This window comes from Streptomyces zaomyceticus (assembly GCF_014656215.1).
GTDB classification, from domain to species: domain Bacteria; phylum Actinomycetota; class Actinomycetes; order Streptomycetales; family Streptomycetaceae; genus Streptomyces; species Streptomyces zaomyceticus.
In genome coordinates this window covers 1-17,820 of sequence record NZ_BNBZ01000040.1, presented here as the reverse complement: position 1 = coordinate 17,820, position 17,820 = coordinate 1, and the positions used below count along the sequence as shown (strand labels likewise).

At 72.6% G+C, this 17,820-nt stretch carries 19 protein-coding genes; 6 read left to right on the top strand and 13 right to left on the bottom strand.

Translation table 11 applies throughout. The annotated features are described in order from the left end of the window. Positions 1–119: 119 nt before the first annotated feature. Positions 120–854: a sulfite exporter TauE/SafE family protein gene (locus tag IE311_RS32645; protein WP_189835493.1), complete on the top strand. Its 735-nt coding sequence runs from the start codon at positions 120–122 to the stop codon at positions 852–854. A gap of 172 nt (positions 855–1,026) precedes the next feature. On the opposite strand, the gene IE311_RS32640 is transcribed toward IE311_RS32645, so the two are convergent. After that, on the bottom strand, positions 1,027–1,314 hold the full coding sequence (locus IE311_RS32640; protein ID WP_189835492.1) for a metal-sensitive transcriptional regulator: 288 nt from the start codon (positions 1,312–1,314) through the stop codon (positions 1,027–1,029). Positions 1,315–1,395: 81 nt separating this feature from the next. Here IE311_RS32640 and IE311_RS32635 point away from each other — a divergent pair, with 81 nt between their 5' ends. Next, a complete protein-coding gene (locus IE311_RS32635) occupies positions 1,396–2,037 on the top strand; it encodes a rhodanese-like domain-containing protein (RefSeq protein WP_229902310.1) in 642 nt (213 codons plus the stop codon). Here IE311_RS32635 and IE311_RS32630 read toward each other — a convergent pair. Then, complete coding sequence (locus IE311_RS32630) at positions 1,971–2,780, bottom strand: TetR/AcrR family transcriptional regulator (protein ID WP_189835490.1); 810 nt, start codon at positions 2,778–2,780, stop codon at positions 1,971–1,973. The two genes, IE311_RS32635 and IE311_RS32630, sit on opposite strands and share 67 nt — an antisense overlap. 64 nt (positions 2,781–2,844) lie before the next feature. Here IE311_RS32630 and IE311_RS32625 point away from each other — a divergent pair, with 64 nt between their 5' ends. Next, entirely contained in the window at positions 2,845–4,290 is a 1,446-nt protein-coding gene (locus IE311_RS32625; RefSeq protein ID WP_189835489.1) for a DHA2 family efflux MFS transporter permease subunit, read from the top strand. A gap of 42 nt (positions 4,291–4,332) precedes the next feature. Here IE311_RS32625 and IE311_RS32620 read toward each other — a convergent pair whose 3' ends face one another. Together IE311_RS32620 and IE311_RS32615 are read right to left on the bottom strand one after the other, a co-directional pair. Continuing rightward, positions 4,333–4,875, bottom strand: a complete 543-nt coding sequence (locus tag IE311_RS32620; RefSeq protein WP_189835488.1) for a GNAT family N-acetyltransferase — start codon at positions 4,873–4,875, stop codon at positions 4,333–4,335. A 110-nt stretch (positions 4,876–4,985) separates the two neighbouring features. After that, complete coding sequence (locus tag IE311_RS32615; protein ID WP_189835487.1) at positions 4,986–5,402, bottom strand: YciI family protein; 417 nt, start codon at positions 5,400–5,402, stop codon at positions 4,986–4,988. Positions 5,403–5,565: 163 nt separating this feature from the next. On the opposite strand from IE311_RS32615, the gene IE311_RS32610 reads away from it, so the two are divergent. Then, complete coding sequence (locus tag IE311_RS32610; protein ID WP_189835486.1) at positions 5,566–6,195, top strand: MarC family protein; 630 nt, start codon at positions 5,566–5,568, stop codon at positions 6,193–6,195. A gap of 20 nt (positions 6,196–6,215) precedes the next feature. Here the strand turns inward: IE311_RS32610 and IE311_RS32605 are convergent, their stop codons facing one another. Both IE311_RS32605 and IE311_RS32600 read right to left on the bottom strand, forming a co-directional pair. After that, positions 6,216–7,445, bottom strand: a complete 1,230-nt coding sequence (locus IE311_RS32605; RefSeq protein WP_229902309.1) for a winged helix DNA-binding domain-containing protein — start codon at positions 7,443–7,445, stop codon at positions 6,216–6,218. A gap of 137 nt (positions 7,446–7,582) precedes the next feature. Then, the gene (locus IE311_RS32600; protein WP_189835484.1) at positions 7,583–8,413 is read right to left on the bottom strand and encodes an alpha/beta fold hydrolase; all 831 of its coding nucleotides are present in this window, start codon (positions 8,411–8,413) and stop codon (positions 7,583–7,585) included. A 149-nt stretch (positions 8,414–8,562) separates the two neighbouring features. Here IE311_RS32600 and IE311_RS32595 point away from each other — a divergent pair, with 149 nt between their 5' ends. Further along, positions 8,563–9,423, top strand: coding sequence for a helix-turn-helix transcriptional regulator (locus IE311_RS32595; RefSeq protein ID WP_189835483.1), 861 nt, complete (start codon positions 8,563–8,565; stop codon positions 9,421–9,423). A gap of 57 nt (positions 9,424–9,480) precedes the next feature. Here the strand turns inward: IE311_RS32595 and IE311_RS32590 are convergent, their stop codons facing one another. The 3 genes from IE311_RS32590 to IE311_RS32580 all read right to left on the bottom strand — a co-directional run bounded on the left by IE311_RS32590 (position 9,481) and on the right by IE311_RS32580 (position 12,580). Continuing rightward, positions 9,481–10,563 carry an aldo/keto reductase gene (locus tag IE311_RS32590; protein WP_189835482.1) on the bottom strand — a complete coding sequence of 361 codons (1,083 nt, stop codon included), beginning with the start codon at positions 10,561–10,563 and terminating at the stop codon, positions 9,481–9,483. Positions 10,564–10,754: 191 nt separating this feature from the next. Next, positions 10,755–11,588 carry an alpha/beta fold hydrolase gene (locus IE311_RS32585; protein ID WP_189835481.1) on the bottom strand — a complete coding sequence of 278 codons (834 nt, stop codon included), beginning with the start codon at positions 11,586–11,588 and terminating at the stop codon, positions 10,755–10,757. Between the two features lie 14 nt (positions 11,589–11,602). Continuing rightward, complete coding sequence (locus tag IE311_RS32580) at positions 11,603–12,580, bottom strand: ArsR/SmtB family transcription factor (RefSeq protein WP_189835480.1); 978 nt, start codon at positions 12,578–12,580, stop codon at positions 11,603–11,605. Between the two features lie 107 nt (positions 12,581–12,687). Here IE311_RS32580 and IE311_RS32575 point away from each other — a divergent pair, with 107 nt between their 5' ends. Beyond that, complete coding sequence (locus tag IE311_RS32575; protein WP_229902308.1) at positions 12,688–13,905, top strand: MFS transporter; 1,218 nt, start codon at positions 12,688–12,690, stop codon at positions 13,903–13,905. Positions 13,906–13,921: 16 nt separating this feature from the next. Here the strand turns inward: IE311_RS32575 and IE311_RS32570 are convergent, their stop codons facing one another. The 4 genes from IE311_RS32570 to IE311_RS32555 all read right to left on the bottom strand — a co-directional run bounded on the left by IE311_RS32570 (position 13,922) and on the right by IE311_RS32555 (position 17,602). Next, the gene (locus tag IE311_RS32570) at positions 13,922–14,131 is read right to left on the bottom strand and encodes a DUF4287 domain-containing protein (RefSeq protein WP_189835479.1); all 210 of its coding nucleotides are present in this window, start codon (positions 14,129–14,131) and stop codon (positions 13,922–13,924) included. A gap of 83 nt (positions 14,132–14,214) precedes the next feature. Beyond that, positions 14,215–16,467 (bottom strand): FtsX-like permease family protein, encoded by a 2,253-nt coding sequence (locus tag IE311_RS32565; protein ID WP_189835478.1) that lies wholly within the window; start codon positions 16,465–16,467, stop codon positions 14,215–14,217. Beyond that, positions 16,464–17,138, bottom strand: coding sequence for an ABC transporter ATP-binding protein (locus IE311_RS32560; RefSeq protein ID WP_189835541.1), 675 nt, complete (start codon positions 17,136–17,138; stop codon positions 16,464–16,466). Before IE311_RS32560 ends, IE311_RS32565 begins: the two co-directional genes overlap by 4 nt. A 56-nt stretch (positions 17,139–17,194) precedes the next feature. Beyond that, entirely contained in the window at positions 17,195–17,602 is a 408-nt protein-coding gene (locus IE311_RS32555) for a hypothetical protein (RefSeq protein WP_189835477.1), read from the bottom strand. Positions 17,603–17,820: the final 218 nt, after the last annotated feature.

Genomic DNA, 17,820 nt, shown 5'->3' with positions numbered 1-17,820 from the left:
GGGGGTACTTCTGTTAGGGTCTCGGAGTATCGCCGATATACCCCCGGGGGTAAGGAGAGGAGCGCGACCGTGCCGCTCGAAGTGACCGTCGACGCAGCCCACCGCCCCGGCCCGGACCGATGCTGATCGCCCTCGCGGCAGGAGCCGTCGTCGGGCTCGCGCTCGGGGCGCTGGGCGGCGGAGGCAGCGTCCTCGCCGTCCCCGTCCTGATCTATCTGCTCGGCTTCGCCCCGCCCGCCGCCGCCACCGCGAGTCTCCTGATCGTCCTGGCCACCTCGGCGACGGCGCTGTACGGGCACGCCAGGGACGGCCGGGTCCGCTGGGGGACCGGCGCGCTCTTCGCGGCGGCGGGACTCGTCCCCGCCATGCTCGGCGGCCTTCTCGCGGCCAGGCTTCCGGAGGTGCTGCTCACGGCGGGATTCGCGGTGGTGGCCGGGACGGCGGCGATACGCATGTTCCGGCCCCGGAGCGGTGTCGAGGGGGTCCGCAGATCCGCCCCGGCCGTCGCGGGCGCGGGCGCCGGGCTCGGCGCGGTCACCGGTGTGCTCGGCGTGGGCGGCGGATTCCTCACCGTGCCCGCCCTCGTCCAGGTCGTCGGCCTGGGGATGCGCACGGCGGTCGGGACCAGTCTGCTGGTGGTCGCCGCCAACGCGCTCGCGGCACTGGTGGCCAGGGCGGGCACGGCCGGCGCCCTGGACTGGGCGGTGATCGCCCCCTTCGCGGGGGCGGCGATCCTCGGGGCCTGGGACGGCCGCCGCCTCGCGGCGAAGGTCTCGGGCGACACCCTGCGCCGGATCTTCGGCGCGGCACTGCTCGCGGTGGCGGTGCTGATGCTCGCGGACACGGTGTTCTGAATGCCCGGTCCCACACCCCGCCGCCCGGGTCCGCGCCCCGCCGGCCGGTTCCGTGTCCTGCCGCCCGGGGCCGCGGCCCACCGGTGGCGCCTCCTGTCGAGGCCGCGACCTACCGCTTCTGCGGCCCGCCCGCTCCGTGCCCCACCGGCCTCGCGCCCCGCCGGCTCCGTGGCTACGCGAGCGACAGGAAGAGCTTCTCCAGGCGGGCCCGCATCGCGTCACGGTCCTCGCCGTTCCGCTGCCCGTCCTCGACATCGGTCAGACACTGCTGGAGCCCGGTCGCGATGATCGCGAACCCGGCCCGGTCGAGGGCCCGGGAGGCGGCGGCCAGCTGGGTGACGACCTCCTCGCAGTCCCGGCCCTCCTCGATCATCCGGATCACGCCGGCGATCTGGCCCTGAGCCCGGCGCAGCCGGTTCAGTACCGCCTTCAGCTCCGCACCCGCGAGATCCAGTTCCACAGCGACTCCTCCACAGATACCCCAGGGGGTAATTTACTCCCCCGCACGGGGTCCCGTCGAAGACCAAGGATGACACCTGCCATGCACGCACCCCTCATGCTCGACCCCGACCAGGCCCGCACCCGGCTGACCGAACTGACCGTCGTCGACGTGCGCACACCCGGCGAATACGCCTCCGGGCACGTGCCCGGCGCGCTCAACGTCCCGCTCGACCGGCTCGACCGCGCCGTCCCCGCACTGAGGGAGGCGGCGGCGAGCGGCACCCTCCTCCTCGTCTGCCAGTCGGGCAACCGCTCGGCCGGCGCCCGCACCCGGCTCGCGGACCAGGGCATCGCCGCGTACGACCTCGACGGCGGTACGAGCGGCTGGGCGGCGCGCGGGCACGTGCTGGAGCGCCCGGCGGGCGGCCCGGCGAAGCCGGCGTGGGCGATGGACCGCCAGGTGAGGCTGGTCGCGGGCTCGCTCGTCCTGCTCGGCCTCGCGCTCGGCCTCCTGATCCACCCCGCGTTCCAGCTGCTCGCGGCGGGCATCGCGGGCGGCCTGGTCTTCTCGGCGCTCACCAACACCTGCGGCATGGCCCTGATGCTGGGCAGGCTGCCGTACAACCGGGGGAGTGCGTGCGCGGTGGACCTGGAGACCACCCTGACCCGGCTCCGTCAGGGGGCGGGCTCAGGGTCGGGACAGGGCTCGGGCTCGGGCCGGGGGCCGGTCCCGGGGGCGTAACGGCGGAGGAACATCTCCACCCCGTCGACGACGAGCCGGTCGCTCAACTCCTCGCCCAGCTCGGCCCCGTACTGCTCGAACACCATCTGCGGGAAGACGAGCAGCGAGTAGAGCTGCAGGACGGCGACCTCCAGGTCCGGGACATCGAGGAGGCCCCGCTCCGAAAGGGTGCGCAGGGCGTCCGCGACGGCGGGGTGATGACCGGTCGGGCCGTGCGCGCGCCAGGCGCGGCCCAGCTCGGGGAAGCGGTGCAGTTCGGTGGCGACGAGGGTGCGCAGGGCGCGGCCCTCGGCGTCGGTGCGCACGGCCCGGCCCCAGGCGCGGCCGGCCTCGGTGAGGGCGGCCGCGAGGGCGTCGGGCCCGTCGGCGGCGGCGAGCCGCGCGAGATCGGGGCCTTCGCTCCCTCCGTCCCCGGCCAGGGGCTCGTCGAGGACGCCCGCGACGACGGCGGTGAAGAGGGCTTCCTTGCTGCCGAAGTGGTTGTAGACGGTCACCTTGGAGACCCCGGCCTCGGCGGCGATGGCGTCCATGCCGACGCCGAAGCCCTCGCGGAGGAAGAGATCGCGGGCCGCCCGCACGACGGCCTGCCGTTTGCGGGCGGCGCGGGCGCCGGCGGGGGCCGCCTTGGCGGGCCGGCCGGGTGCGGCGGGCGTCGCGGGCTCAGCGGGTTCGGTGGGCCGGCCGGGTGCGGCGGGCGTCGCGGGGTCGGTGGGCTCGGCGGGTCGGCCGGGCTGGGCGTCCATGGCCTCACCCTACCAACGCAACTGTACCGTTGAGTTCAACTGTACTGTCCCGTACAGTTCAGTTATGCCCACCCCTGCCGCCGTACCCTCCCCTGCCCCTGCCCACCCGGCCCCCGACCCGCGCCGCTGGACGGCCCTCGCGCTGATCTGCGCGGCCCAGTTCATGCTGGTCCTCGACGTGACGGTGGTGAACGTCGCCCTGCCCGCGCTCGCCGCCGACCTCGACCTCGGGCGCACCGCCCTGACCTGGGTCGTCACCGCTTACACCCTCTGCTTCGGCGGACTGATGCTCCTCGGCGGACGCCTCGCCGACGCCCTCGGCGCCCGGCGCGTCCTCCTCGCCGGACTCGCCCTCTTCACCGCCGCGTCCCTGGCCTGCGGCCTCGCGCCCGACGCCGGCGTTCTGCTCGGCGGCCGTGTCGCCCAGGGCATCGGCGCCGCGCTCCTCTCCCCGGCGGCGCTCGCCCTGGTCACCACGGTGTTCCAGGGCGCCGAAAGGCCCAAGGCGCTCGGCGCCTGGGCGGCCGTCGGCGGTACGGGATCGGCGGTCGGCGTCCTGCTCGGCGGCGCCCTCACCGCGGGCCCGGGGTGGCCGTGGATCTTCTACGTGAACGTCCCCGTGGGCCTTGCGGTCCTGGCGACACTGCCCAGATACGTCCCCGAGCCGACGCCGACGCCCGTGCGTCGGAAGCGCGGCGGCGGCCTCGACATCCCGGGCGCCCTCCTCGTCACGACAGCGACCGGCGCGCTCGTCTACGCCCTGGTCCAGGCGGGCGACTCCGGCTGGACCGGCGCCGCGACCCTTCTGCCGCTCCTCGGCGCACTCGCGCTCTACGGAGCCTTCGCGGCGGCCGAACGGAAGGCCCGCACCCCGCTGATGGACCTGCGGATGCTCACCCGGCGACCGGTCGTCGTGGGCTCGCTCCTGATGCTGGTCGCGACGGCGCTCCTGATCTCGTTCTTCTTCCTGGGCTCGATGCAGCTCCAGCGCGTCCACGGCCTGGATGCCCTCCGCACCGGACTCCTCTTCCTCCCGGTGGCCCTCACCACGGCGATCGGCGCCCATCTGGGCTCCCGCCTGGTGACCACCGCCGGCCCGCGGGTCTGCGCGGCGGGCGGTCTGGCGGTCGCGGCCCTGGGCTGCATGCCCCTGGTGTTCCTGCGCCCCGACGCCGGCCCCTGGACCACCCTTCTCCCGTCCCTCGCGACGGCGGCGTTCGGTCTCGGCGCGGTCTTCGTCACGGCGACGACGACGGCCCTGGGCCTGATCGACCCGCACGAGGCGGGCCTCGCCTCCGGCATCGTGAACACCTTCCACGAGCTGGGCGGCTCCATCGGCGTGGCGATCGTCTCCACCCTCGCCCTGACGGCCACCGCCCCCACCCCGACCGGCCTGACGACCGCCTACACCGTCTGCGCCCTCACGGCGGCGGCCGCGGCGCCGGCGTCCCTCGTGCTGATCCCCCGGGGCCGGCCCCGTTCGGCGGGCGGCCCGCACGGGATGCACTGAGCCCCGCCGCCGGTGCGCCTTCGTGCCGGTCGTGCCGGGGGGTCAGAGCGGTGTCAGCACCATCAGGACCTCGTCGCGGTCGTCCCCGGGCGCCAGTCGGAGGGCGCCGGGCCACCGGCCGATCTCCTGCCAGCCGAGACGGCCGTAGAAGGTCTCCAGGCCGACACCGCCGCGTGCGGCCAGACGGAGCTGTTCCAGCCCCATCCCGTCACGGGCGATCTCCCGTACGTGGCGCATGAGGGCGGCCCCGATGCCGCGGCCCCTCAGCCCCGTCCGCGTCTGGACGTGGTGGAGCGTCCCCCAGTGGGCGACGAGCGGGAAGGACTCACGGCGGACGTTCAGCCAGCCGGCGAGTTCGCCGTCGAGCGAGGCGATCACGAGGCGGCTCGTCCACGGTGCGAGGCCCTCGACGAGGGTGTCGACCGCGGGGGCCGCCGTGCTCGCGTCGATGGGAGGGAAGGGGAATCCGGCCGCCCCACCGGCGTTGGTCACCTCGATCCAGCAGTCGACGAGCTCCTGGCGCAGCTCGGGGGAGACGTCGTCCGGAGAGGTGATCTGCCGCAGGCCGAGGGGTTCGCTGTCCACGCGGGGGATCCTCGCACCCGGCACGGACAGTGCGTGCCGGGCGCGGGGCCCGTGCTCCCGTCCCACCCCCCGCCTCGTCCTCCCGCCCCCGTCCCCCCCGTCCCCGCCCGTCAGTCCTGACGCGGGCCGATCTCGTCGACCGGGCGGATGACCACCGGGTAGGCCGGGGCGCCGGCCGGCTGCGGGCAGCGGGCCACCTGGGCGGCGATCTCCGTCACGCGTTCCAGGGAGGCGCAGTCGAGGAGCCAGTAACCGGCGATGACCTCCTTGGTCTCCGCGTAGGGGCCGTCCGTGACGACCGGCCTGCCGTCGCCGTCCACCGTCACGAAGCGGGTCGTGGACGGGGCGGCGAGGCCCTGGGCGTCGATCATCTCGCCGTTGGCCGCCAGCTCCTTGTTGATGTCGTTCATGTGATCGAACATCGTCTGGATGTCCGCCTTGGTCCAGGCGGGGCTGTCCTCGCTCGGGCGGCCCACCATGGCCTCGTAGTCGGCCTGCGCGCCCTCCACCATCACCAGGTACTTCATGACGTCCTCCTCGCTCTCCGCGGGTCTCCGCGGCTCCCCGCGGTTCTCTCCACGGGTCCACCGCCTCTCGCAGAACAGTCGGAGCCGCGCGCCGGTTCTCGACACCGCGCGGGCACCGGCTCGAAAAACGGGAGAAATCACCCGACCGCACCATGATTCCGGTGTGAACGCCTTCAGCTTCTCCGCCGCCTTCATCACCTTCTTCTCCGTCGTCGGCCCACCGAAGGTCCTCCTCGCCTTCGCGGGCCTCGCGCAGGTCCATCCCGTGCGCCAGCTGCGGACCATCGCCCTCATCTCCTCGGGCGCGGCCGTCCTCGTCGGCCTGGTCATCGGCAGCACCGCCCCGTGGCTGCTCAACGTCTTCCACATCAGCACCCCCGCGCTCCAGCTCGCAGGCGGCGTCATCTTCTTCATCTACGCCGTCGGGCTCGTCCTCGGACTGCACCTGGGCTCCGACACGGCCCAGGAGGACGCCCCCGACCTGGTCAGCGGTGTGCGCGAGCTGCTCATGCCGTACGTCGTGAGCCCGCTCGCCATGACCGCCGTACTCATCGAGGCGGCCGCCCGCGACTCCTACAGCTGGCGTTCCACCGTCGTCGGCGCGTACGTGTCCGTCATCGCGCTCGACCTGGTCTGCGTCCTGCTGCTCGCCCGGATCCTGCGCCGGACCCACCACGCCACCATCGAGCTCCTCGGTCGTCTCCTGGGCCTGCTGCTCGCCGCGGTCGGCGTCGACCTGGTCCTCGACGGCCTCGCCGACCTGGGGGTCCCGGGCGTGTACCTGCGTCACTGAGCCGCCGGACCCGGCCCCGATCAGGCGCCGAGCTCGCGCTCCAGGGGCGTGCGGAACCTGGGCGTCACCCGCACGTCCCCGACCCAGCCCGCCAGCCGCTCCGCCTCCACGCCGATCGCCCGAACGGCCTCCGCGCCCACGTCCGTCAGGAGCCGGTGGGCGATCTCGCCGTCCGGGCGCTGCGCCCAGCCGCCGACGATCCGGCCGTTCCACCAGACCGTCGGCCCGATGTTCCCGCTGCGGTCGAACAGCGCCGCCCGGTGCTCCGGGTCCAGATACCAGTCACGTCCCTGCCAGCCCATCGGCGTCGGATCGAGCGCGGGCAGCAGAGCCGCCCAGGGATCCGGCCCCGCGCCCTCGGGGGGTACGGGTTCGAGGTCGTCCGGCAGCACGAAACCCGTCCCCTCGTCGAGGGCCACCGGCGCCGCCCCCACGGCGGCGAGCGCCCCGCGCACCTCGGTGACCTTCCATCCCGTCCACCACTTCAGATCCGCCTCGGTCGCCGGCCCGCAGGCCCCGAGCCACCGCCGGATCAGCTCCGCCCGCGCCTCGGCCGGGTCGAGCGCGGGGTGGGGTACGGCGGGCGCCCAGCGGAAGCGGCTCGACGTCCACGAGCCCTGCGGCCGGCCCCGTACGATCCGCCCCTCCATGCCCAGTACCCGCAGCACTCGGCTCGCGACGGACTGCACCCCTTCCTGCCGGGTGCCCTTCCCGTACACATAGGTAGACCTCAACGCCGGTACGGCGTCGCCGAGTTCGGCTCCGGTCGCCTCTCCCCGTACGGCCAGCTCGGCGAGGACGAGCCGCTCGGTCTCCGCCAGCCATGTCGCGTCGAGGGGACTGCCCGCCGCCAAGTGCTTCAGCAGCGCGGCGCGTTCGCGGACGGCGGCCGGGTCGGTCGTCGAGGCCTGTACGGCGGCGGCGAGGGCGGACGGGAGGACGAAGACGGTGTGCCGCATCCCGTGCATCCGGACCAGCGACCGGTCCTCGTACAGGGCCCGCTCGACGTCCCCGACGGGCCCGGCGCCTCCAGTCGGCCCGGCGACCCCGGCTGCCCCGGCGTCCCCGGCCGTCCCGGACAGCCGCGCCCCCACCGCGAGGAACACGCTTGCCGGGTCCGTCCCGTGCAGCGCCACGAGCCCGTCCACGACCTCCTCCGCCGACCCGGCCCGCGCACCCCCGGCCAGCAGGTGCCGCACCCCGAGCCGGGCCCTGCGCTCGGCGGCGCCGATCGCCCTGGTCTCAGCCACCTGACCTCGTCCCACCCGTGCGGCCCCGCCCCACACCCGTGCGACCCGGCCCCGCGTTCGTACGTCCCGGTCTCACACCCGTACGTCCTGGTACACCCGTACGTCCTGGTCTCACACCCATGCGGCCAAGCATGGCCTCAGACGGGCTCCGACACGAGCAGGTCCGACCGGCGGGAGCCCGCGCCGAGGAAGTCCGTCACCGTCTTCACGAACTCGTCCTCCTTCTCGAAGAAGACGACATGCCCGGCGTCGATCTCCGCGTACGAGCTGCCGTCGATCGCCAGGTGCAGCATCCTGCTGTTCTCCACCGGGACGGTGGCGTCCTGCGCGCACCCCACGACCAGCGTCTCCGCCGCGATCCGGGGCAGCAGCGCGCGGATGTCGACCTCCAGGTCGAGCGCCACGTGCCGCAGCGTGCCCGGGGTGGGCGGCATGTTCGGGATCAGAGCCTCGACGCCCTCGCGGCCGATCGAGTTGAGGAAACCGCGGCTGAACCCGGTCATCGTCACACTCCGGCCGAAGCCCGCCGGGTCGAACTCCCCGAGCCGCTGCCACAGCGTGAACAGGTTCCGCAGGTACTCGTCCCCGTCGGTGTGGGCCCACCCGGCGACCAGGACCAGCCGGTCGACCAGGTCGGGGCGGCGGGCGGCGACGGCCGCCGAGACCGGTGAGCCCATGGAGAAGCCGAGGAGGTCCACGGGGCCGGTGCCCGCGTCCTCGATCACCGCGATCACCTGGTCGGCGAGCGAGTCGACGGTCAGCGGACCGCCGTCGTCGACGGTCCGGTCGGCGCCGGACAGGTCGAGCGTGACGACCCTGCGGTCGGAGGTGAAACGGGGCGCGGTCTGCCCCCAGTTGACGACGGCGCCACCGGACCCGGTGCCGTGGACGAGAAGGAGGGCGGGCCCTGAGCCCGAGCCCTCGATGTCGTAGCGGACGTGGGCGGTGCCGACGGTGACGGTGGCCATGATCGCTGCTCCCGGTGCTGGTGGATGGGGTGTCGTTGGCCGACGTCGAGGACTCTGCCGCCCACCGGGAACCGTCGGGAGAGCCCTTCCGATCCTGGGATCGGCAGTCCCTGGATACGCCCTGGAGGAGCTGCGGGAGCTCCGGCAGGATGAGCCGTATGACGATCGACCGCCGTGGACTCGCCGATTTCCTGCGCCGCTCCCGCGACCGGGTCCGCCCACAGGACGCGGGCCTCACGCCCGGCCCCCGGCGCCGTACACCCGGTCTGCGCCGTGAGGAGGTCGCCGGGCTCGCCGGCATGTCCGCCGACTACTACATCCGCCTGGAGCAGGCCCGGGGCCCGCAGCCCTCGCCGCAGATGCTCGCCGCGCTCGCCCGCGCGCTGCGGCTCGACACCGACGAGCGGGACCACCTCCACCTCCTGGCGGGCCACCGCCCGCCGGCGGGCCCGGTGGCCGGTGACCATGTCTCGCCCGGCCTGCTCCACCTCCTCGACCAGCTGGAGACGACCCCCGCGCAGGTCCTGAGCGACCTCGGGGACGTCCTCGCGCAGAACGCGATGGCCCGCGTGCTGCTGGGCGGTGTGTGCACGGTGTCGGAGCACGGCCGGAACGTGGTGTGGCGCTGGTTCGCCGACCCGGAGGCCCGTACGGCGTACCCGATCGAGGAGCACGCCCACTACAGCCGGCTCCATGTCGCCGACCTGCGCGCGGCGTTCGGCCGCCGCTCCGGCGACCCGGCCGCGACCCGGCTGGTGGAGCGGCTGCACGGGGCGAGCGAGGAGTTCGCGGAACTGTGGGAGCGTCACGAGGTCGGGGTCCGTCGGCACAACCGGATGCGGGTCGCGCACCCCGTGATCGGACCGGTGGACCTGGACTGCCAGGTGCTGCTCGCCCCGGAGGGCGACCAGCGGCTGGTCCTCTTCACCCCACCGCCGGGCACGGACACGGGGGAGCGACTGGCGCTGCTGCGGGTGGTGGGCGGGGAACAGTTCGCACCGACGACCTGAGGACGCGCCCGGTCGGACCGCGCCCCCTCGTCGGACCGCGCCCGCCCGCGGGGTGGGTCAGATCGTGGGTGAGGCGGGTTGGACGGCCGCGGCCCGCTGCTCCAAGGGGCGCCGCCGGAGGGACGGTTCGGTGAGGGCGGGCGGCTGCCAGACGCCGTCCGCCCGGTAGAGGTTCGTCCCCGGCGGCACGATCGCGTCGATCCGGTCGAGGGCCTCGTCCGTGAGGACGACGGGGGCGCCCTTCAACAGCCCTTCCAGCTGGTCCATCGTCCGGGGGCCGAGGATGACGGAGGTCACCGCGGGGTGCGCGGCGGCGAAGGCGATCGCGAGATCGGGAAGGGAGCACCCGATCTCGTCGGCCAGCGCGACGAACTCCTCGACGGCGTCGAGCTTGGCGGCGTTGCCGGGCAGGGCCGGGTCGAAGCGGTGCGGGGTGAGGGCGGGCCGTCCGCTCGTGAGGTCGACGGGCCGACCCTTGCGGTACTTGCCGCTGAGGAAGCCGGAGGCGAGCGGAGCCCAGGTCAGCACGCCCATGCCGTACCGCTGCGCGACGGGCAGGACGGAGGTCTCCACGCCCCGCGCGAGCAGCGAGTACGGCGGCTGCTCGGAGCGGAAGCGGCGCAGCCCGCGCCGCTCGGCGACGGCGTGGGCCTCGACGATCTCCTCGGCGGGGAAGGTGGAGCAGCCGAACGCCCGGATCTTCCCCTGCGACACGAGGTCGCCGAGGACGTCGAGGGTCTCCTCGATGTCCGTGCGGTGGTCGGGCCGGTGGACCTGGTAGAGGTCGATCCAGTCGGTGCCGAGCCGCTTGAGGCTGTTCTCGACGGCCCGGGTGATCCAACGGCGGGAGAGACCGCCCCGGTTGGGGCCCTCGCCGCCGAAGGGGAAGTACACCTTGGTGGCGAGCACGGTCTCGTCCCGCCGGCGGGAGTCGCGCAGCGCCTTGCCGACGATCTCCTCGGACTCGCCGGCCGAGTACATGTCGGCGGTGTCCACGAAGTTGATGCCCCGGTCGAGGGCGGCGTGGATGATCCGTACGGACTCCTGGTGGTCCGGATTGCCGACGGCGCCGAACATCATCGTGCCGAGGCAGTACGTACTGACTTCGAACCCGGTCCCGCCGAGTACCCGATAGCGCATGCGCGCACTCTAGGAATTCGAGTGCGCTCCAAGGCAAGAGGGAGAAAGCCGGAGAGCCGGGGGGGAGCCGGGATCGGGGATCGGCGGTCAGCGATCCGGGGATCCGGGGATCCGGGGATCGGGGGATCGGGGGTCAGCGGTCCGGGGATCGAGAGTCACCGATCCGGGAATCGGAAACGCCCCCGACTCGCTCAGATCGCCCGAGTGTCCCGGAGGAAGTCGACGATCAGCCGGTGGAGGGTCTCCGGCCGCTCCAGGTGCACGTCGTGACCGGTGCCTGGCAGGCTGGAGCCGTGCAGCGCGGGCCGCAGCCGGACCATCTCCGCGTACTCCTCGTCGCCGATGATCCCGCCCCGCTCGCCCTGCCCGAGAACCGCGAGGGTGGGGCAGGAGACGGCGGCCCACTCGTCCCAGAAGGCGCGGGTGGCGTTCTCGTCGAGGGAGCGCACCATGACGTCGGGGTCGAAGCGGGGCCAGAGCCCGTCGGCACGCTCTTCGAGCCCGCGCGCCCAGCCCTCCCCTACGGGTTCCGAGCCGTTGCCCAGGTACGCGGCGGCCGCCTCGCGCGACGGGAACGGCACCGGCCAGGCCCGCAGCCAGTTCCCGATCTGCTCCTGGACGGCGGGGTCCGCCCCGCCGGGACCGGCCTCGACGACGACGAGCGCGCGCGGCAGCCCGGGGTGGGCGGCGGCGGTGAGGAGGGCGGTGCTGCCGCCGAGCGACTGGCCGATCAACACGGGCCGTTCGAGACCGAGTTCGTCGACGACGGCGACGACGTCGGCGACGTACGCGGCCCGTGAGACGTCCCCGGGGTGCCGCTCGCCGGCGCCGTGCCCCCGCTGGTCGAGCGCGACGACCCGATGGCCGGAGTCCCGCAGCAGCCGGGCCGTGTCGTCCCATTCGCCGGCGTGCCCGGCGAGCCCGTGGAGCAGCAGGACATCGGGCCCGGAGCCGCCCCAGTCGCGGCATGCGAGCCGCACTCCGTCGCGTGTCACGACCCGCTCCGACCAGGAGAAAGATGTCATTCCCCGATGATCCCCTACGGGTTGAGGAGCTGGTCGGCTACGGCGGTGCGGGCGTAGAGGACGGAACGGCCGCTGCGGTGGGCGGTGACCAGACCCGCGTTCCGCAGGGCGATGAGGTGCTGCGAGACGCCTGCGGCGGACAGGCCGCAGTGCGCGGCGAGCTGGGTGGTCGAGGCGGGGGTGTCCAGCTCGGTGAGGAGCAGGGTCCGGGACCGCCCGAGGACGGCGGCGACGGCCTCGGAGGCGTCGGCGGTACGGGGCTCCCAGACGGTTCCGAACCCCCGGGCCGGATAGGCGAGTTGGGGCGGATCGGGGTGAACGGAACGGGTGAGGACCCGGGGCCAGGCGAAGACGGAGGGGACGAGCAGCAGCCCCGAGCCGGCCTGGTCGCGACGGAGCGCGCAGTGCCGCCGTACGAGCCGCAGGGTGCCGTCGTCCCACCGTACGGTCTCGTGGAGCTCGCTCAGGACCCGCGCGGATCCGTGCTCGGCGACCTGCCGGGCCCGATGGAAGACATCGGCCTCCAGGACCTGCTGGATCCGGGCCCAGTAGGGGGCGAGGGCGAGCTCCCAGTAGGTCTCGATCTCGTCGACGACCTTGCGGAGGGCGACCGGCGGATCGTCCCGCAGCAGCCGGAGCCTCGCCTCGGGTTCCCCCTCCTTCGCCAGCATGACGAGGTCGTTCCGCACCTGCTCGGCGGAGGTGCGACGGATGGCGTCGAGCTCGTCGTCGAGGGTGGGGAAGGGGCCGGAGGGGGTGGGGTTGAGGAAGTCGGCGAGGTAGCCCTGGGCGGGAACGAGCGCGGCGAGCCACCCGCGGTCGAGACCGGCCCGCGCGATCCGGGGCCGGACCTGCGCGGCCCAGCGCCGGTGGGGAACGGAGTCGGGCCGGCCGACGAGAACGCGGTAGCTGGTGACGACCTCCCACATGGGGGAGACGGCGAAACGGGTCTGGGCGAGGTCGGCGGCGGAGAAGCTGAGCCCGGATTCCAAAGTTCCACGTCCTGGGTTCACAGAGGGAGCGATTGATGAGAAGGAGATTGGATTCGGCCAGAGCTTAATCAATGGAAGGCCCGACGGAGTTCCAGCAGTCTCCTCGCATGCCCTCCTCGATGCCTTCCCTGGTGCCCTCCTCGTTCCGGGGACTCCCGCCCGTCGTCTGGACGATCTTCGCCGGAACGATCGTCAACCGCCTCGGCTACCTCGTCACCCCGTTCCTGGTCTTCTTCCTCGCCTCGCGGGGCGTGACCGGCGCCGAGACCTCGTACGTCCTCGGCGCCCTCGGCGCGGGCAACCTCCTCGGCCCCGCCGTGGGCGGCATCCTGGCCGACCGCATCGGCCGCCGCCCCACGATGCTCATCGGCCTGGTCGGTGCGTCGGCCGCGCAGGGCGCGCTGTTCCTCGCTCCCGGGGTGTGGACGATGGCCGCGGCGGCGATGCTGATCAGCGCGGCCGGCAGCACGGTCTCCCCGGCGGCGTACGCACTCCTCGCCGACGCCGTCGACAGCGAACGACGCCGGCGCGCGTACGCCCTCTTCGGCTGGGGCGTGAACATCGGCACCGCGGTGGCGGGCATCCTCGGCGGCTACCTGGCCGCACAGGGCTACTGGCTGCTCTTCGCCGTCGACGCGGGCTCGATGCTCGTCTACGCACTGGTCGTGGCGGTCCGCCTGCCGGAACCGCGGCGCACGAAGCCCGCAAGGAACGGACAGAAGGACGGCATCGGCTACGGAGTGGTGCTCCGCGACCGCCTGGCCCTGCTCCTGCTCCCGCTGTTCGGCGTGCAGCTCTTCGTGTACTCGCTCACCGAGGTCGCGCTGCCGCTCGCGATCCACGACAGCGGACTGTCGCCCGCGGTGTACGGGGCGATGGCGGCGGTCAACGCGGTCCTGGTCGTGGCGCTCCAGCCCTTCGTGACGGCCTGGCTGTCCAGGTTCCCCCAGCTCGCCGTGCAGGGCGCGGGCAGCACGCTGATCGCCCTGGGCGTCGCGCTCACCGGCCTGGCCGACGGGATCGCGGGCTACGCGGTGTCGGTCGTCGTCTGGTCCCTGGGCGAGGTCGTGGTCGCGGGCATCGCCGCGGGTGTCGTCGCCAACCTGGCCCCGGCCCACGCCCGGGGCCGCTACCAGGGCGCGTTCAGCTGGACCTGGGGCGTGGCCCGCTTCGCGGCCCTGACGCTGGGAGTCGCCACGTACACGACCCTGGGCCCGTCGGTGCTGTGGTGGACGGCCCTGGTGGCCGGCACGGCCACGTCGCTGGCGACGGTGGCGCTGACGGCGAGGGTGAATGCCCGCACGGCCCACGAACTCGCGGCGTGAGCGGCGAGTCCCCCTGCTACTTCCCCTCGGCAAGGGTGTGGGCCACGAGCGCGTTCGCGTGCCCGTGGCCCAGCCCGTGCTCGGCCTTCAGCCAGGCGACCAGCTCCATGTGCTTGGTGAGCGGCGAGGAACGGACGAGCTCCTGCCACTCGGAGATCGGGCGCCCGTACTTCTTCTCGATGGAGGGGAAGTAGCTGGCGGGTCCCTTGACGACGTTCTCGGCCATGGCGGTCTCCTGAGCCTCGGGTGTACGGGGGCGACTACGAGTACGACCCCCACTCCACCGGGAACTCATCGGTATCCGCAAGATCAATCCCGCCGGATGTGCTCCGGGTCGACATGGCGCCGCACCATGGGCACGGAGGCGAGCGCCGCGACGAGCAGCACGCCGAGCGCGGCGGCGAACAGCAACGGCAACCCGTCCCAGTCCCAGTGCACCGCGCCACCCCCGGTGATCAGATAGCTGGACTCGGCAAGCCACCCGGCGACGACGGCAGCGCCCAGCCCCACGACGAGGGGCATCAACACCTGCACGACCTGCACCACCCGCAGGGTCCCGGCCCGAGCCCCCAGAAGCGCGAGCGCGGTCACCTGCCCCCGCCGCTCCATGGCCCGATCGGCCACGGACACGACGAACGCGGCCACCCCGATGACAAGCCCGAGCACCATCCCGACGGCGAGCAGACTCCGGATCACGGTGAGCTGGGCGAGCGAGTCGATGACGATCCCGACGGGCTCGACGGAGGAGGTGGGCGCGACCGAGCCGATGCCGTCGAGGACGGAACGGACGGTGGCGGGGTCGGCGTCACTGACGAGAGTGAGGGTGCCGTCCGCGTCCGCCAGGGGGGACGGGAGGAGGTTCGGGGGGACGAGAAGGGTGCCTGAATCGAAGACGGACAGGTCCCAGGGACGCACGTCGACGCGCTCGCGAGGCACGGTGAGCGCAGTCTTCCCACTGTCGTTCAGCGTGAAGCGGTAGGACGTTCCGGCCTTCGGGTCGTGTCTTGATGGTGTTCGTGCATCACGCAGTTGCATGATCTTGCCGTCGACGCAGCCCGTGGCTCGCTGCGTCGACGCGGCGAGTTGCGCGCAGGTGGCGACCACGAGGTCGGCGTAGGGCACCTCACTGCCGTGCAGTGGTTCCCAGGAGCTTTGCGAAGCCACCTGCGTTCGCACCTCCGGAATTTTCGCAAGTGCCTCCTGCTGAGCAGGGCTCAACCCTTTGAGGCCGATGTTGTACTCCTGAAGGGGAGCCGTACGGCGGCTCACCTGGTCCAGCTCGATGAGCACGCCCTGAGTCAGTGAGGCGCCGAACACCAACAGCACGAGCCCGGTCGCCACCCTCAGCGAGGACCCGGGATCGACCTCCGTACGCCGCATCGCCAAGGCCATCGGCAGCGACCTGGCCATCCCGGCGAGCCGCCGTGCGAGCCACGCCGTGATGGGCGCCAGTCCGAAGACGAGGCCGGCGCCGGTCAGCAACACGGCACCGGGCATCAGCAGGGAACTGGCGGATCCCCCGGAGGGGTCCCGCCCCATCAGGCTGAGCACGCAGTACCCGACGATGACCCCGAGCCCGGGAATCAGCAGCAGCATGCCGAACTTCCTCGGGGGCGTGCGCTCCCCGGTCCGCCGCACACTGATCGGCGACAGAGCGGCTCGCCGTGCACTGAACTGCCCCACGACCCACGCGAGCGCCGGGCATCCCAGCAGACACAGGGCGAGCGTCTGGCCCGAAGGCCTGCCATCGGCCGGATACCAGTGCAGCCCGGGCAGCCCGACCCGGGCCATGACCTCGTTGATCGCGAGATACCCCACGACCCCGAGCACGGCCCCGACCGAAGCGGCGGCGACACTCTCCCCGGCGTTGACCCGCAGCGTGTCCTTCACGCTGAGCCCGACGAGCCGGAGGGCGGCGAGCCGACGGGCCCGTGACTCTCCGGAGAGCCGTGCGCAGACGGAGAGGAAGATGACGAGGGGGAGCAGCACGATGCACCCGAGGGTGAAACGAAGGATGTTGAGGGTCGAGGGATCGACGATCTGCCGCCACGACCGACCGGTGCCGAAGCTGCCCAGTTCGACGGGCTCGGTCAGCTCGGCCGGGGTGGTGCCGATGTAGGCGTACAGATCGTTCCTGTCTCCCAGCCCCTGGGGAGCGATCGTGCCCGTCACGCGACCGGGAACAAGGCCGGCTGCTCTCGGATTGGCGGCCAGGATCTCAGCGAGCTTCGGCGAAACGATGGCTTCACCGGCATCGGGGAGCTGGTCGATTCCCGGGGGTAGGGGAGTGGTGCCAGGGCGCGTCCGTGCGAGAAAGACCCGATGGAATGGCTGCGACCCGTAGGGATCCCGAAACTCCTGGTAAAGGTGGCTACTCGTACCTGGGCTCGGCTCACGGGCGGCCGTGCGCGAGTCATGGGCGGTGAGGATCGCCGGAATGGTGAGGACGGCGGCCAGGCACGCCACACCGAGCGCCGAGCCGAGTGCCATCAACAGGAAGCGCACCCGTCCCCGGCGCCCGCTGCCCCATAGCAGGCGCAGGCCGAGGACGAACGCGTTCACACCGCCACCCGCTGGGCCAGAAGGCCGTCCGTCATCGTGTACTGCGTATCGGCCCTCGCGGCCACGTCCGCGTCGTGCGTGACGATGACGACGGCCGTCTTCTGCCTCCGCGCCAGCCGAAGGAACTCCTCCAGCACAGCCGCCGCGTTGGCACTGTCCAGCGCCCCGGTGGGCTCATCGGCGAAGACCACGTCAGGCCGGTGGACCAGAGCCCGGGCCACCGCAACGCGCTGACTCTGGCCACCGGACAACTTCGATGTCCTTCGCCGCAGCAGATCACCCATCCCGAGGCGCCCCAGCAACTGGCCGGCCATCGCATGGGCATGGGTCTTGCTGATCCCGGCGAGTCGGAGGGGGAGCGCCGCGTTCTCCTCCACGGTCAGTTCGGGGAGCAGCTCCCCGTACTGGAAGACGAACCCGAGACGGGTACGACGCAGGGCGCTCAGCTCCCCGTCGGGGAGCGTCGAGAGCTGTACGCCGTCGAAGGTCACGGTGCCGTTGGTCGGCGGCAGAACCCCCGCGAGGCAGTAGAGCAGCGACGACTTCCCCGACCCGCTACTGCCCATGATGGCGGCCACCTCGCCGCGCTTGAGCGTGAAATCTGCGCTGCTCACGGCCTGTTCGGTGCCGTATGAGAGATCCACGCTCTCGGCGCGGAGGATGACATCCATCGTGATGCGCTCCATGGGGAGGGGAGCCGCGCGTCGGCGGCTCCCAAGAATGGTGACTACTTCCGCGAGAACAGCCGCTGCTTTGAGCAGTGGTCAGGCCGCAAGGAGCCCCGGTCGAGGCACACCTGCATGCGCACTTCCTTGGTCTTGAGTACGGCGCCGTCGGTGTAGACCTTGTTGACCTTGAGGTCCCCCCTCTGGATGCCCCTGAGCTCACCCCACGCGTACTCCTCGACCTTGACGCGGAGGTAGACGTTATGGCCGTCGTTGTCGCTCTCGTCTCGCAGCTCGCCCTCAACGTGAAGCCCGCTCGGCACCTTGGTCGTGGGCTGCCACGCGTAATTGCCGACGAACGCAACGCCCGGCGTCCTCATGATCAAGTTGTTTGCCGAGTCCGCCACCGCCACCCCCATCCCCCCGAAGAAAAGCCCCGCGGCCACCACCGCCGTCGCCAACTTCCTCATCGATAACCCCTGTTTGGTCGAGCCGACTGGTCATCACAGAAAGTATCGGCATCACTACACATCGCTTACCGCAGTAACGTCCCTCCCTCACATCACCCCCCGATCCGGTGAACGGGTCTCCCGAAGGTGATCGCCGGGGGTGGGCGAGAAGGTCGAGGCACAGGAGGCAGGTGATCGACGCGTAGACCCGGAGGGCCGGACCGCATGCGCGGTCCGGC

Bases quoted from the DNA above. Each gene is read 5' to 3' on its own strand.
- IE311_RS32590 (WP_189835482.1), bottom strand. From the start codon at position 10,563: ATGCGCTATCGGGTACTCGGCGGGACCGGGTTCGAAGTCAGTACGTAC.
- IE311_RS32625 (WP_189835489.1), top strand. From the start codon at position 2,845: ATGCCCACCCCTGCCGCCGTACCCTCCCCTGCCCCTGCCCACCCGGCC.
- IE311_RS32595 (WP_189835483.1), top strand. From the start codon at position 8,563: ATGAGCCGTATGACGATCGACCGCCGTGGACTCGCCGATTTCCTGCGC.
- IE311_RS32600 (WP_189835484.1), bottom strand. From the start codon at position 8,413: ATGGCCACCGTCACCGTCGGCACCGCCCACGTCCGCTACGACATCGAG.
- IE311_RS32555 (WP_189835477.1), bottom strand. From the start codon at position 17,602: ATGAGGAAGTTGGCGACGGCGGTGGTGGCCGCGGGGCTTTTCTTCGGG.
- IE311_RS32585 (WP_189835481.1), bottom strand. From the start codon at position 11,588: ATGACATCTTTCTCCTGGTCGGAGCGGGTCGTGACACGCGACGGAGTG.
- IE311_RS32570 (WP_189835479.1), bottom strand. From the start codon at position 14,131: ATGGCCGAGAACGTCGTCAAGGGACCCGCCAGCTACTTCCCCTCCATC.
- IE311_RS32560 (WP_189835541.1), bottom strand. From the start codon at position 17,138: ATGGATGTCATCCTCCGCGCCGAGAGCGTGGATCTCTCATACGGCACC.
- IE311_RS32575 (WP_229902308.1), top strand. From the start codon at position 12,688: ATGCCCTCCTCGATGCCTTCCCTGGTGCCCTCCTCGTTCCGGGGACTC.
- IE311_RS32630 (WP_189835490.1), bottom strand. From the start codon at position 2,780: ATGGACGCCCAGCCCGGCCGACCCGCCGAGCCCACCGACCCCGCGACG.
- IE311_RS32635 (WP_229902310.1), top strand. From the start codon at position 1,396: ATGCACGCACCCCTCATGCTCGACCCCGACCAGGCCCGCACCCGGCTG.
- IE311_RS32615 (WP_189835487.1), bottom strand. From the start codon at position 5,402: ATGAAGTACCTGGTGATGGTGGAGGGCGCGCAGGCCGACTACGAGGCC.
- IE311_RS32645 (WP_189835493.1), top strand. From the start codon at position 120: ATGCTGATCGCCCTCGCGGCAGGAGCCGTCGTCGGGCTCGCGCTCGGG.